Below are 13,784 nucleotides of genomic sequence, written 5' to 3'. Positions count from 1 at the left end.
GATTATGGCAAACCTCAATATCGTTTCGAAGAAAAAGAGAACCTATGATGCGATTGTGATCGGCTCGGGAGCCACCGGCGGATGGGCGGCCAAAGAACTTTGTGATAATGGTTTAAATACGCTGGTGTTGGAGCGGGGACGAGACGTAAAACATATTGAAGATTACCCCACAGCCTCCAAAGCCCCGTGGGAATTTGAATTTCGCGGAACCGTACCGCTCGACAAACGAACCGGTTACGGCAGCGGAAAAAGGCTTCGTATGGAAACACTGCACTGGCAACTCAAAGATGACGAACAACCCTACATCGCTGAAAAGCCGTTTCGATGGTTTCGGGGATATCACGTTGGTGGCAAATCGCTGCTTTGGGCACGCCAGACTCAACGCTGGAGCAATTTCGATTTTGAAGGCCCGGTACGAGACGGATTTGCTGTAGACTGGCCCATTCGATACAGAGACATTGAACCCTGGTACGATCATGTTGAAAAATTTGCCGGAATTGCCGGAGATAAAGATGGAATTCCGGAACTGCCGGACAGTATCGTTCAACCTGCCATCGATTTAAACGTTGTTGAGCACTATTTCAAAGAAAAGATAAAAGAACATTATGGAGATGATCGTCACCTGGTTGCCGCACGATGTGCTCACCTGACTGATCCACAGGAGATACACCTGCAGCAGGGACGAAGCAAATGCCTCCATCAAACCATGTGTAACCGCGGTTGTAATCTCGGTGGATATTTCAGCAGTAACGCATCTACAATTCCCTGGGCGATGAAAACTGGGAATCTTACGATGCGTCCCGATTCGGTCGTTCATTCTGTTATTTATGATGATGAAAAAGAGAAGGTAACCGGTGTTCGGGTTATCGACCGGCACTCCAAAGAGATGATGGAGTTTTATGCCAATATTGTATTTGTGAATGCATCGGCGTTGAATAGTAATATGATATTGATGAACTCCAGGTCCAACCGGTTTCCGAACGGACTCGGAAATGACAATGGATTGCTTGGTAAATATATCGCCTGGCATAACTACCGTGGGAATGCAAGTGCATCGGTCCCCGGATTTGAAGATAAGAAAACTGAAGGCCGTCGTCCCTCTTATGCATACATCCCTCGATTCCGAAATGTGTTCGAGCAGGAATCAGATGTTGATTTCCGGCGGGGTTATGCAGTCGGCGTTAGCACCGGACGTGGATCTAACACAAACACAGACACTATCGGGGATAAACTGCGTGAAAACATTCTGAATCCTGAACTTAATGAGAACTGGCACATCGGTACCTGGATGATGGGTGAAACCGTACCGCTTGAGAAAAACCATGTTCGGTTATCGAAAGACAAAACAGATAAATATGGAATTCCGCAGTTGATTGTTTCTTGCGAATGGGATGAAAACGACGATAACATGACTGAGGATTATCTTCAAGAAATGACCGCCATGTTTAAGAGAGCCGGTTTTACCAATATTGATGTTGAAGATACCCATTCACCGCCCGGTGCGGACATTCATGAGATGGGCGGTGTTCGAATGGGGCACGACCCGGAGACCTCCCTCATAAATAAATGGAACCAGCTTCATCACGCCAAAAATGTATTCGTCACCGACGGGGCCTGTATGACCTCCACAGGAAGCCAAAATCCGACGTTGACCTTTATGGCATTGACCGCCCGGGCTGCGAATTATGCGTTTGAGGAATTGAAGAAGGGGAATTTGTAATATCCTCATGCCTGTCCCGAAAATTTTCGGAGAGGGAGTTCCCGACAAACTTTTCGGGGCAGAGGGCAATCTTCCTTTGATGGGTAAGAAACACAAAAGTGTATCAGGATGATGACTAAACTCGACTTTAATCAAGATCTATTCCACCCTTTCCAAATAAAAGCCAAGTTTTGTACATTAAAACATGGAAACAGTAAAAGTAGACATATTAAATCCAAAAGCCAGAAAATTGCTCAAAGATCTGGCTGATTTAGATTTGATCGCTATTCGCAAATCTGACAAGAGTGACTTTTCTAAAATTTTAAAAAAACTGCGCTCCAAATCTGAATATGTACCTACCCCTGAAGAGATTGCAAAGGAAGTGGAAGTCGTTCGCTCAGAACGGAACAACAAATAAGCATGCGTCTCATCCTCGATACCAATCTTTGGATCAGCTTTTTAATTAGTAGCAATTATGAAAAGTTGGATGAGTTACTTGTTAATAAGGATTCCAAACTTTTATTCAGTCAGGAACTGTTGGAGGAATTTTTAACTGTAGCCGGACGTCCCAAACTTAAGAAATATATTTCGGATGAAGATTTAGCCTATCTTTTGGAAACAATTGATGAAGTTGCAGAATTTGTGAATGTAACGTCTGAAATAACCAAGTGTCGAGATCCAAAGGATAATTTTTTGTTGTCGCTGGCTGTTGATGGAAAAGCTGATTATCTACTAACCGGTGATAACGATCTGTTGGTTTTAAAAAAGATTGGTGATACAAGAATAGAAACTATTTCAGATTTCTTTAATGAGATCAATTCCTAACATTTTGTTGTTAACTTTTGGGATTTCTTAGTTCATGATGTCTGAGCAGCATATTCCAGGCAAGCCAACAGATTTTCTTTCTTTAAATCCGGATAATCAGACAGTATTTCTTATCAATACTCATATCCGACACCAGCAGATCCAGCATAGTGTCTAGCGGGTATCTCAATCCACGAATTGTTGGCTTTCCGTGTCAAATATCCGGTATTTCAAAGTTATGCTTCATTTTTAATAACCAAGTCCTCCAATATTTTTTCGTATCAAATGGAGTCAGCTTCATCATGCCAAAAATATATTCTTCACCCACGGGACCTGCATGACCTTCACATAGCCTCAGCGTACTAACTATCCTTCTGACGTAGATTTTATTCCCACTCTGGAAATTGAGTTTTATTGAGATCCAATGCGGCAATCGCTTGCATGTCTGATTCATCAAGCTCGAAATCAAAGATATTTAGATTCTCTTCCATATGGGCTTTTTGTTGTGTTCTCGGAATCGCAACAATTCCACGCTGGTAATGCCAACGTAATGCAACCTGTGCATTACTCTTGCCATATTTTTCACCTATTTTCGCAAGCGTTGGGTTCGTAAAATATCCGTTTCGTCCCTGTGCCAGTGGCGACCAGGCTTCATGCTGAATGTTATGCTCATTTAAGAATTCCAGCTCATCAGCCTGCAAAAAGAAAGCATGCGTTTCAATCTGGTTAACCGCCGGTTTCACGCTGAAATTATCTATCAAATCATTGATCTGTTCAGGTGTAAAATTACTGACACCAATCGCTTTGATTTTGCCATCTTTGTACAGCTCTTCCATGGCTCTCCACGTACCATGAACATCGCCACGCGGCCGGTGGATAAGATAGAGGTCAAGGTAATCCAGTCCCAGTTTGGTCAGAGAGGTTTCAAATGCTTTTTTCGTACTTTCATACCCAGAATCGTCAACCCACAATTTTGAGGTTACAAAGAGCTCTTCCCGGTTGACCCCGCTGCGTTTTATCCCGCCTCCCACAGCTTCTTCATTGCCGTAAATTGTAGCAGTATCAATGAGCCTGTAACCCAGTGAAATGGCTTCGGAAACTGATCTCACACCAAGCTCATCACGAAGGTAAAGTGTTCCGAAACCAAGGATGGGCATTTTTACACCATTGTTAAGTGTAACGGTTTCAATTGAGGTTGCTGTTTGATTGATATTATCAGCACCAAATAACTTTGAAGTTCCTAAACCCATAAACAAAGCAGTAGCACCAAACTTTACGCCGGTTTCTAAAAATTCACGACGATTTATTCGATTTTTTTGATTCTTTTTATCCATTGAATTCTCTTTTGATCGGTTTATAAATTATGACAGTTAAATTTCTGGTAGAAGATTAAACCTGATGCATTCCGATCAGGAATATCATAATCGGTTTTTACACAACTGTTTTAATAATACATGTAAATTAAGGATATGAACTTCTATTTACATCTTTATTTAATTTGATCTGAAATTAAATCCTGTTTACCTGTTCCTACCGGAGATTTATCCACCTCATAAAGTTATTTTCGAGCCCTTTACTTGTTACTTTGAAGTGACCGTGAAGCATAACGAAATAATTATTTCAGATTATCTAGCATATTTGATCGGGATTTAAAAACAGCACCTCATAAGACAAGCAAGAAGGGAAATTCAGAGATCAGGCACGTAAAAAAAGTTGACCCACAATCATCAGTAGCTGATGAAAATGGGCCCTATCCTATTAACAAACACACAATTCATTAAAAAACAGGGAATAATTTAATACATTCTAAGTATACAATACTAAAACTTTAATTCATCACCGACCATGAAAAAAACGATTGTTACTGCCATAACATTTTTAGCGCTACTCTTCACTATTCAACCCGCTCAAGCCCAGGATTCCGATGAGCCGTTGTACACGGATGAGTTTGGTATCCAAATGTACACTTTTCGAAATGTGATTCCTGAAATTGGGTTGGAAGCAACCTACGACAGAGTCCAGGAGATGGGAATTAAATATGTTGAAGGCGGACCGGGCGAAGGCCAAACCGCTGAAGATTACCTGCAAATGCTGGAAGAACGGGATTTGCAATTAGCCTCGACCGGAGCCGGTTTTGGTGAACTTCGGGACAACCCACAAGCTGTAGCTGACCGGGCCAATGAACTGGGTGCCAAATTCGTAATGTGCGCTTGGATCAATCATGAAGTGGGTAACTTCAATTTCCTCAATGCCAGTGAAGCGGTTGAAGTGTTCAACAAAGCAGGTGAAGTAATGGCTGAAAACGGGCTTATATTTATGTACCATGCCCACGGTTACGAGTTCCAACCACACGGTGAAGGAACCTTATTCGATTACATTGTTGAAAATACCGATCCCGAGAATGTAAAATTCCAGATGGATGTTTTCTGGGCTCATTTTGGTGGTGCCAACCCAGAATTTCTTCTCAATAAATATCCAAACAGATGGGTTTCCCTTCACTTGAAAGATATGCGAAAAGGCACACTCAAAGACCACACAGGCCTCACAGATCCGGATAACGATGTAATTCTCGGAACCGGTGAACTAAACATTCCAAATATTATCAGCGCTGCGAATGAGATTGGGATAGATTACATGTTTATCGAAGACGAAAGTAGTGATCCACTTTACCAGGTTCCCGAGACGATTGAGTATTTGAAGAGTATCACAACGGAAGATGTCTACGATTTTGAGAATATGCCGTGAGACCCATCCCCTCGGTCCCCTTCCCTATCCGTCGGCTGACGGACAAGGAAGGGGAAAACTCTTAATTTAATATTGATAAAAAAGAAAAAGCCCCTCCTTGTTTCGCTTCTTTTGGCGAAATAGAGAGGGGTTGGGGTGGGTCCCCCAAAAAACAAGCGCAAAGTGTTATATCCGGTATTTCAAAGCATAAATTGAGATCATCCGGGATTTGTCTTGCTGGAAAAATCATTATACCAACAGCAGATCCAAGATGTCACTTGTGCCTTCTTTTTCTAAATGGGAAGGTGGCACGAGTGACGCTTCGCTTAACACTCGCGCCAGTTGTGACAACCAAAAATAGATAATCGTATGAACTTCTGTCTGCCTTACCATTTCAACACACCGCTCATAGTCTCTTTCTTTCATGCAAGTTTGTTATGGGCTGCGATTTTAATCCTTCCGTATAATGTTGGAGCTCAGGTAAATGGAGAACTCATGCCAATCGAGTTTGAAAATTCGGCTGAGTATCGCTGGTTGCAAAAAGAGGTTCTTGACAGCCGACTGTTGGATGATATGTCCGAACCAGGTAACTGGACTCTGACCGGAACGGGTGATTTGACATTTCAAAAAAACAGCGGTCCGGATGGAATGAACACCCTGCGGGTGGAGATGGAAATGTTTTCAGATCAACCCGCCCCGACAACCCGAAGACTCTCATCCGTAAATCTGGTTCGAAAAATTCCAGGTGAAAATTGGAACAGTTTTAATCGAATTTCCATGTGGATTCGGCCAGATGTAAAGGGTTTCCCGATGCTACCACTACAGATTGTATTGCACAACGATGGGGAAGTTAAAGTTCCTGATGCCTATTACAGAGAAGGTATTCATTACGTAACCCTGCAAAATAAAAAATGGCAAAAGGTAGTTTGGGAAATAACCCCCACAGAAAGAGATAAGGTAACATCCCTTGAATTTGGCTACTGGGTGAACAAAATGCTTGCTGCACCGGATGACAGAATATCTTTTGAAATGGGTCAGATTGAACTGCAGCGGGTTGAACCGGATCATTACAAAGGTTGGGATGTTGCTCCGGGAAAGATATCATACAGCCACACGGGATACCAGGTTGGGGCTTCAAAAAGTGCACTTGCAAGTGATCTTTCCGCTAATAATTTTCAGCTGATACGCTTGGATAATAATGCATTACCGGAATTGGTCTTAGACGCACCCATTGAAACTGTTACAACAAAACTCGGAGAGTACCAGCTTATGGATTTCTCCGAAGTACGGAAATCAGGGACTTATATCATTCAGGCTGGAAATACCCGTACGCAGCCATTTAAAATTGATGAAGATGTATGGAGAGGAACAATCTGGAAAACGCTAAACTTTTTCTATGGTCAACGCTGCGGATATAAGATTCCAGGCTCACACGATGTCTGTCACACGGACTGGATGGCTACACAGGGCAATAAAAAGATTGTGATGAATGGTGGCTGGCATGATGCCGGTGATCTCTCTCAAGGAATGATTAATACGGGTGAAGCAACTTATTCAATGTTTGCTCTGGCCGAGAAACTTCAAAAACGAAAATATGACCCAGAACTTTTAGAAAGAGTTCTCGATGAAGCAAAATGGGGGCTTCATTGGATACTTAAGGTCCGTTTTGAAGGGGGCTTTAGAATCGGTTTTGCAAGCAATAACTTGTGGACAAATGGTATCATTGGCGATGAAGACGACCGAACCAGGGAAGCACTAAACAATCCAAATGTGAACTACATAGCAGCTTCGGCAGCGGCGATCGCTTCCCGAGTTTTGAAACACATTGATCCTCAGTTAGCAGCAAAAAGCCTTAGAATTGCTGAAGATGACTGGCAGTATGCCATTAACGGAACTGCCGGTCCCGAAACTTGGAGCACACCGGCTTATTCGACCACTCCCCTTGAATTGGCTGGAATTGGTATCCTGGCTTCAATCGAACTCTACAAAGCTTCAGGAAAGAAAAAATATGCCGACAAAGCCACTGAACTGGGGCAGATTATTGTGGACTCCCAACAGAAACGTTTTGTTGGGCCAGAATTTCCTTTAGCAGGGTTTTTCTACACAGGGCCTGACAAAGAGGATCACTTTTACCAGTTTCATCACGGTAATGACCAGGCCCCTATTCTTGCCATGGCAAAACTTGTGTCTACCTTTCCATTTCATGAAAATTGGATGGATTGGTATGCTGTAATTGCTTTATACTCAGAATATCAAAAAACAAGCTCACAAATTACGGAGCCTTATGGGGTCCTTCCTGCCTATGTCTACCATGAATCAGACTACATACATTTCCCGGAACAAGCCGCCAGGCATCAGGCATCGCGTGAAGGTTTTCGTGATCAGGTGCTGCAGGGATTACCCATGGGAGACGGATATTATCTAAGAAAATTTCCAGTGTGGTTTTCGCGCCGTGGGAACTATGGAGTACTACTATCGCAAGCTAAAGCCCTGGCAATTGCAGCGCATACAAGACGAAATTTGGATGCCGCCAATCTAGCACAAAAGCAAGCCCAGTGGATTGTCGGACGAAATCCTTTTGCCTCCAGTACCATGTACGGTGAAGGGTATGACTGGTCGCAGATTTACAGTGTTTCATCAGGCGATTTTGTTGGATCGCTACCCGTTGGCATGAAAAGCTATGATATTACTGATGTTCCATATTGGCCTCCTCAGAACATGTATGTTTACAAGGAAGTCTGGACCCATTCAACAAGCCGATGGTTATGGCTGATGGAGGAACTTTCAGGACCTGCAATTGTTGAAGGTCGGGTTACTCCGAGCTCTGCTCATCAAGTAGAAATAGAAGAAAAAGCTACCGGACGCACTCTCACAATCGACGTGGATAACGATGGCTCATTCCGATCATTTATTCCCGAAGGTGAATACCTGGCAAGAGCTCATGACAAACAAACGAGCTTCACGGCACTTACCGGAAGCAGATCTCAACTGGATTTAAGAAAGAATCACTCCCTCGATTTTACACTGGAAAAAGAAACCACGGAAAAAGGTGCGGTGACAATCAAACTAACAGCTACCGGCGAAGGCACTCACACATTTACTCTCCGTTCTGACAACCTCGATGTCAACCAACCCGAAAAGGAGCTCACACTTACATCCAATAACGGCAGCAGCATCGAGTGGAATGCCCAAATACTTTCAGCGGATGCACCGTGGGTTGCTGTGGTGATTCCTAATGGAAACATTTCGCTGCGCAAGGAAGTGGTTGGATCCTTCATTCGAAACGAATAGAGATGTTCTAAATCACACATCTCATTAAGTAAGAGTCTCTCGCTATTTACAAAAACCCAAAAAAAACTGGCGGTTGTGTTAAATACTGTATTTCAAAGCATAAATTGAGATCATCCGGGAGTTGTCTTGCTGGAAAATCTTTATGACAACAATAACAGGTCGAGGATATCACTTGCACCTTCTTTTTTTAATCTGAAGGTGGCACGAGTGACACTTCGCTTAACACTCGCCAGTATTGGATAAGGATCTATACGAGATTTAAAAATAAAGTCCCTGCTTCTGGCGTGCTTTTCGCCATAGGGAGGGATTTAGGGTGGGTCCCAGAAAACTGGCGCAAAGTGTTATATCCGGTATTTCAAAGCATAAATTGAGATAATCTGGGATTTGTCTTGCTGGAAAAATCATTATACCAACAGCAGATCAAGGATGTCACTTGTGCCTTCTTTTTCTAAATGGGAAGGTGGCACGAGTGACGCTTCGCTTAACACTCACGCCAGTTTGGGTGAATCACTAAATTAAGGCTTTTAACCACGACGACGCTAAGAAGATCACAACGGTCACTAAGAAATAATCTTTGTGATCTTCGCCGTGCTATTGTGGTTCGATGAATAGATGATGGATTAAGTATCCTGTTTTTATCATTGTCATTTGGGTTTTGGAACACCCTACCCTTTCACAACTGCTAAAGGCTCCAGCTCAATGACGATTTCGATCAGGTCTTTCTGCAGCTCCATCACTTTTTGGATGTCTTTGTACGATCCGGGGGCTTCATCGAGGTCACTTTTATGACGAATTGCATGTAAAATTCCACGTTCCTCCAGTGGTTTCGACTCCTCCTCAACACTCAGTGTTTTCTTCGCTTGATTTCGGCTCATCACCCGGCCGGCACCATGCGAACAGGATTCAAAGGCGTCCCTGTTTCCCTTTCCTCTCACGATAAATGAACTCGATCCCTGAGATCCCGGAATCATTCCCAACTCGCCTTCTCTTGCACGGGTTGCACCTTTTCGGTGAATAAGTAAATTTTTTCCAAAATGATTTTCTAGGGAAGCAAAATTGTGTGGTTTATTGATGAAATCAGAAAAATCCACTTCACCCAATACATCCGTAATAGCATTTTGAACCCTTTCCATCATCAATTTTCGGTTGTTCAGGGCAAACTCAATACAGTAGTCCATCTCCCGGATATAGTCATCGAACTCCTTTGTATCCCTTGGGAAAAATGCGAGATCCGTGCGTGTTTCACTTTTCCATTTCTCGTTTAGCTCTTTCGCCTTTTGGTTGTAATGTTTAGCGACTGTATATCCAATATTTCTCGAACCGGAGTGAATCATAATCCAAACATATCCATCCGAACCTTTCTGAATTTCAATAAAGTGGTTGCCACCTCCGAGTGTGCCCACCTGGCTTTGTGCACTTTCATACTCCTGCTCAACAATCTCCAAATTTCCATTCAATTCCGGCATCCATTTTTCATCCTGTTGCTGATCATGGTGATTAAACCCAACCGGAACCGTTTTTCGGATAATACTCATGATCGATTTCAGATCATCACGATCAATTTCTTTGCGATCTGTCCTCAGCGAGCACATTCCGCAGCCAATATCCACGCCCACGGCGTTTGGAATGATGGCATCCTCTGTTGCCAGAACTCCTCCAATCGGCATACCATAACCTTGATGAGAATCGGGCATGATGGCAATATGCTTGAAAGCGAACGGCAAATTTGCCAAATTTTTGGCTTGTTGAAGCGCACCTTCTTCCAAATCCTCCAGCCAAAGCTTAATTGGAAGTCGCTCTGAAGAAATAACCTGTTCCATCACTCTTTAATTTTTAAAATCATTTAATCGCAGTTGCTGTTGAGCACTACAAACAAAACGTAATTAGAAATTAAATGATTTCTTGATACTCTTCCCGGATAAATTAAATTCAGCTCGTGAAAAACAATGGATCAAAAAATCATCATTAAATCTCACAAACGACTGCGATGTAACTGATCGTTTGAACCCGGCAAATTTTTCTCCACCCCTCCTTTGTAGAGATCCTGGGTTTCCCGTCTACGTACAAAATACCCAGTCTCTATTAAAAGAATTTGAAAAGATTTCTTGATGAACTGTTTTGCAATGAAAATACCGGCGGCTCCTGCACCAACAATAATAAGGTTAAAATGGTCTGATTATGGAAATTCGTACTTTCTAAATTAAAGAGCGATCTTCTAATCTATCTTAATAAACATTTAACAGTATTTCTGATTGAGACTAATTGATCCTGAAACCAAAAAAACAAACAATCTGAACAAAATCAGGAATCCAAATGTTTTTTTAGAAATAACCAATCAATCATAAAAGAGAAAACAAAATGAAATACAATTTATTAGGTGATACAGGACTGCTCGTCTCAGAACTTTGCTTTGGTACCATGACATTTGGTGGTGAAGGAATGTGGGAAGCAATCGGTCAGCAGGAACAGGGGGAAGCAGATGCACTAGTTCAAAAATCAGTGGATTCGGGAATTAATTTTATTGATACAGCAAACATATACTCATTTGGCCAATCTGAGACAATACTGGGTAACAGCATCAAGAATTTAGAACTAAACCGTGATGAACTTGTGATTGCCACCAAGCTTCGCGGAAAAATGGGTGAACAGCCTAACAACCAGGGACTCTCGCGATATCATATCTTCAACTCCGTAGAGAAAAGTTTGAAACGATTACAACTGGATCACATCGACCTTCTCTATGTTCATGGAGTCGATCCTGTTACGCCTGTTCGGGAAATTATGCGTGGATTGAATGATATTGTTGAAAGCGGAAAAGTGCGATATATCGGTGTGTGCAACTGGCCGGCCTGGATGGTGATGAAAGCTCTTGGAATAGCACGGCAGGAAGGCTGGCATGAATTCAAGGCGATGCAGTACTTCTACTCTCTCTCCTCTCGCGACGTGGAAGATTCCCTCATCCCATTGAGTCAATCCGAACAACTTGGATTCATGCCCTGGAGTCCTCTCGCCGGCGGCTTTCTTTCGGGTAAATACACTCGTGATAACGAGAAAGCCGGAGATGGCTCACGCCGTGACGAATTCGACTTCCCTCCCATCGATAAAGAACAAGCCTATGATATTGTAGATGTGATGGAGGAAATTGCCGATAACCACGATGCATCCGTTGCTGAAGTTGCTCTTGCCTGGGTTCGCCTGCAATCAGGAGTTACGAGTACAATCATCGGCGCAAAAAATATGGATCAACTATCATCAAACATCCGTTCTGTTGAACTTGATTTAAGTGATGATGAATTAAAGGAGTTGGATGAAGTTTCTTCTACCACGAAACGTTATCCTTTCTGGATGGTCGACCGACAAGGCTCAAACCGGATTCCAAACGCTAATGAATAAAGACAGTCTTTAAAAAGTTCTGAATACTGATGTTTTCTTTATTCTGTTGTATCTTTGTGTTAAATATGATCTTTAAAAATTTGAGAGGTAAATATGCTATTAGAGAAAATTGAATCCCTACTGAATGACCAGGTTCAGCATGAATTTGAAGCCGGAAACTGGTATCTGGCAATGTCCTCCTGGGCTGAAGTAAACGGTTTTCACGGTACCGCAAATTTCTTCCTGGAACAGTCGAAAGAGGAACAGTTCCACGCCATGAAAATTTTTCACTATATCAATGATCGCGATGGTCATGCTGTAGCACCTGCTATTGCTAAACCCGATAGCGAGTTTGACTCCATCCGTAACCTTTTTGAACGCGGACTGGAATTGGAGCAGGAGAACACCCGGAAAATCGATAACCTTGTCGAAGCTGCCAAAGAGGCAAAAGACAACGCAACCCACCAGTTTTTACAATGGTACGTAGATGAACAGGTAGAAGAAGAGGATCTCTTCCGAACAATTCTTGACAAGCTGAATATTTTGGGTGAAAAAGGTCCGGGTTTATATATGCTTGACCAAGAACTGGGTCAACGCCAGGGGGATCTGCCTGAAAATGGTAATGGAGAAGAGACAGAATAATATTGAGACCTGTCAGCGTCCGCAGGACCTGACAGCGTCGGATTCAGGATGAAGGTCCAAATTGTCCTGCTATTGAGATTTAAAAACGCCAAAAACTGTCAGGGCTAAAATCAGTTGTTAGCGGGGAGTACCAATAGCGGTGTTTGCGAATAGAAGCTCATCGCTTTGGTCTCGCTGTAGTCGAAAATCTGATTCAGAAAATCGAGATCGTATCGTCCCATGGCTAATAAGGAACAACCTCCCGGGACTTGGTAACCTGCAATACCTTCAAGAAAGTTAGAGGCATATTCCACGTTAAATTCTAGCTTCTTATAGTTAATCTGATCCTGAATCATTTCACGAAAGCCCCTTTGCATGATCGCACTCTTTAAATTTTTCTCTTGTGAAACATGAAGCACCCGGATGGTTGAATTCCACAACTTCGCAAATTCAACGATTGAATGAAGCAGTTCGAGGTCGTTTTCCTGGTATTCTGTTGTAAATACAATTTTCTGAAATTCATCAAAATGAGATTCATTTGGGATCACCAGAACCGGCACTGGTGATTCAGATACCACACGAGATGCATTGCTTCCAAATAAAATCTTTTTGAGCCCGGTGGACCCTTTAGTTCCCATAATTACCCAATCGGGTTTTATTTTATGAATACCCTTTAGAATACCGCTTAGCGTATTTCCTTTTACAACTTTGTAGTCAATCTCTAACGCGGAATATTCATCCATTTTGTTAAATTCGGAAATCATTTTTTCAAACTTTGTTTGAGCATACTCCCGAATTCCCTTCATCTTTTCTTCTACTCGAGTTGCAAAATCAAAAGGTTCTTCGACGGTCAGCCAGAACGTAACTCTGCTGCCTGTTTTAGCAGCAATATTCAGAGCATAAGGATACGCGTGTTCTGCGTTCTCGGAAAAGTCAGTGGGTACCAGTAGGTGTTTCATATCTCATTTTTTTGGTTCTCCCTCTATTTAAATATATCGCTTGTATAACGTTATTTGGATTAACTTTTAATAAAATTTGAGCCGAATTTTTATGAATCCTTACAATTTTTTGCCCACTCTATCTCTTGGTTTTTAATTGTTTGAATTGTCCTTCTTTGGAATGCAGAACCTGGAGATTCACATTTTGCTCTGACTGAAATCATTACAATTTCATTGCACTACCCCTCGACATCACATAAAGCTTTTACAAGATTCATTGCCTCGGGGATTTGTTGACTTTATCACGTAACCCCGGGTTTCGCTCTTTTCAATCG

Annotated in this window: 12 protein-coding genes; 7 read left to right on the top strand and 5 right to left on the bottom strand. The window is 42.4% G+C overall.

Annotated elements, in window-relative coordinates; translation table 11 throughout:
- The first annotated feature begins 4 nt into the window (after positions 1-4).
- The 3 genes from L6773_RS14740 (at position 5) to L6773_RS14730 (ending at position 2,524) form a co-directional block, all read left to right on the top strand.
- Positions 5-1,720: a GMC oxidoreductase gene (locus L6773_RS14740; RefSeq protein WP_237855207.1), complete on the top strand. Its 1,716-nt coding sequence runs from the start codon at positions 5-7 to the stop codon at positions 1,718-1,720.
- Positions 1,721-1,904: 184 nt separating this feature from the next.
- On the top strand, positions 1,905-2,117 hold the full coding sequence (locus L6773_RS14735; RefSeq protein ID WP_237855206.1) for a hypothetical protein: 213 nt from the start codon (positions 1,905-1,907) through the stop codon (positions 2,115-2,117).
- A 2-nt stretch (positions 2,118-2,119) separates the two neighbouring features.
- Complete coding sequence (locus L6773_RS14730) at positions 2,120-2,524, top strand: putative toxin-antitoxin system toxin component, PIN family (protein WP_237855205.1); 405 nt, start codon at positions 2,120-2,122, stop codon at positions 2,522-2,524.
- Between the two features lie 32 nt (positions 2,525-2,556).
- On the opposite strand, the gene L6773_RS21940 is transcribed toward L6773_RS14730, so the two are convergent.
- From L6773_RS21940 to L6773_RS14725, 3 genes are all read right to left on the bottom strand, one after another.
- On the bottom strand, positions 2,557-2,628 hold the full coding sequence (locus tag L6773_RS21940) for a DUF433 domain-containing protein (protein WP_439653432.1): 72 nt from the start codon (positions 2,626-2,628) through the stop codon (positions 2,557-2,559).
- Positions 2,607-2,693, bottom strand: a complete 87-nt coding sequence (locus L6773_RS21935; RefSeq protein WP_439653431.1) for a hypothetical protein — start codon at positions 2,691-2,693, stop codon at positions 2,607-2,609. The genes L6773_RS21940 and L6773_RS21935 overlap by 22 nt, the downstream gene beginning before the upstream one ends.
- Before the next feature lie 196 nt (positions 2,694-2,889).
- Positions 2,890-3,693 (bottom strand): aldo/keto reductase, encoded by an 804-nt coding sequence (locus L6773_RS14725; RefSeq protein WP_369431580.1) that lies wholly within the window; start codon positions 3,691-3,693, stop codon positions 2,890-2,892.
- Between the two features lie 655 nt (positions 3,694-4,348).
- On the opposite strand from L6773_RS14725, the gene L6773_RS14720 reads away from it, so the two are divergent.
- Both L6773_RS14720 and L6773_RS14715 read left to right on the top strand, forming a co-directional pair.
- On the top strand, positions 4,349-5,248 hold the full coding sequence (locus tag L6773_RS14720; protein ID WP_237855204.1) for a sugar phosphate isomerase/epimerase family protein: 900 nt from the start codon (positions 4,349-4,351) through the stop codon (positions 5,246-5,248).
- Positions 5,249-5,596: 348 nt separating this feature from the next.
- A complete protein-coding gene (locus tag L6773_RS14715; protein ID WP_237855203.1) occupies positions 5,597-8,518 on the top strand; it encodes a glycoside hydrolase family 9 protein in 2,922 nt (973 codons plus the stop codon).
- 665 nt (positions 8,519-9,183) lie between these two features.
- On the opposite strand, the gene L6773_RS14710 is transcribed toward L6773_RS14715, so the two are convergent.
- A complete protein-coding gene (locus L6773_RS14710; protein WP_237855202.1) occupies positions 9,184-10,338 on the bottom strand; it encodes an RtcB family protein in 1,155 nt (384 codons plus the stop codon).
- A gap of 538 nt (positions 10,339-10,876) precedes the next feature.
- Here L6773_RS14710 and L6773_RS14705 point away from each other — a divergent pair.
- A complete protein-coding gene (locus tag L6773_RS14705; protein WP_237855201.1) occupies positions 10,877-11,911 on the top strand; it encodes an aldo/keto reductase in 1,035 nt (344 codons plus the stop codon).
- Between the two features lie 93 nt (positions 11,912-12,004).
- On the top strand, positions 12,005-12,532 hold the full coding sequence (locus tag L6773_RS14700; RefSeq protein ID WP_237855200.1) for a ferritin: 528 nt from the start codon (positions 12,005-12,007) through the stop codon (positions 12,530-12,532).
- A 110-nt stretch (positions 12,533-12,642) separates the two neighbouring features.
- Here the strand turns inward: L6773_RS14700 and L6773_RS14695 are convergent, their stop codons facing one another.
- On the bottom strand, positions 12,643-13,470 hold the full coding sequence (locus tag L6773_RS14695) for a universal stress protein (protein WP_237855199.1): 828 nt from the start codon (positions 13,468-13,470) through the stop codon (positions 12,643-12,645).
- Positions 13,471-13,784: the final 314 nt, after the last annotated feature.

The organism is Rhodohalobacter sulfatireducens, from assembly GCF_022012475.1.
Taxonomy (GTDB): Bacteria; Bacteroidota; Rhodothermia; order Balneolales; family Balneolaceae; genus Rhodohalobacter; species Rhodohalobacter sulfatireducens.
Note: the sequence above shows the minus strand (reverse complement) of the source record. Positions and strands in the feature narration are given on the sequence as shown.

Coding starts and splice junctions, on each gene's coding strand:
- L6773_RS14720 (WP_237855204.1), top strand. CDS start 4,349: ATGAAAAAAACGATTGTTACTGCCATAACATTTTTAGCGCTACTCTTC.
- L6773_RS14740 (WP_237855207.1), top strand. CDS start 5: ATGGCAAACCTCAATATCGTTTCGAAGAAAAAGAGAACCTATGATGCG.
- L6773_RS14730 (WP_237855205.1), top strand. CDS start 2,120: ATGCGTCTCATCCTCGATACCAATCTTTGGATCAGCTTTTTAATTAGT.
- L6773_RS14715 (WP_237855203.1), top strand. CDS start 5,597: ATGAACTTCTGTCTGCCTTACCATTTCAACACACCGCTCATAGTCTCT.
- L6773_RS14700 (WP_237855200.1), top strand. CDS start 12,005: ATGCTATTAGAGAAAATTGAATCCCTACTGAATGACCAGGTTCAGCAT.
- L6773_RS14710 (WP_237855202.1), bottom strand. CDS start 10,338: ATGGAACAGGTTATTTCTTCAGAGCGACTTCCAATTAAGCTTTGGCTG.
- L6773_RS14695 (WP_237855199.1), bottom strand. CDS start 13,470: ATGAAACACCTACTGGTACCCACTGACTTTTCCGAGAACGCAGAACAC.
- L6773_RS14705 (WP_237855201.1), top strand. CDS start 10,877: ATGAAATACAATTTATTAGGTGATACAGGACTGCTCGTCTCAGAACTT.
- L6773_RS14735 (WP_237855206.1), top strand. CDS start 1,905: ATGGAAACAGTAAAAGTAGACATATTAAATCCAAAAGCCAGAAAATTG.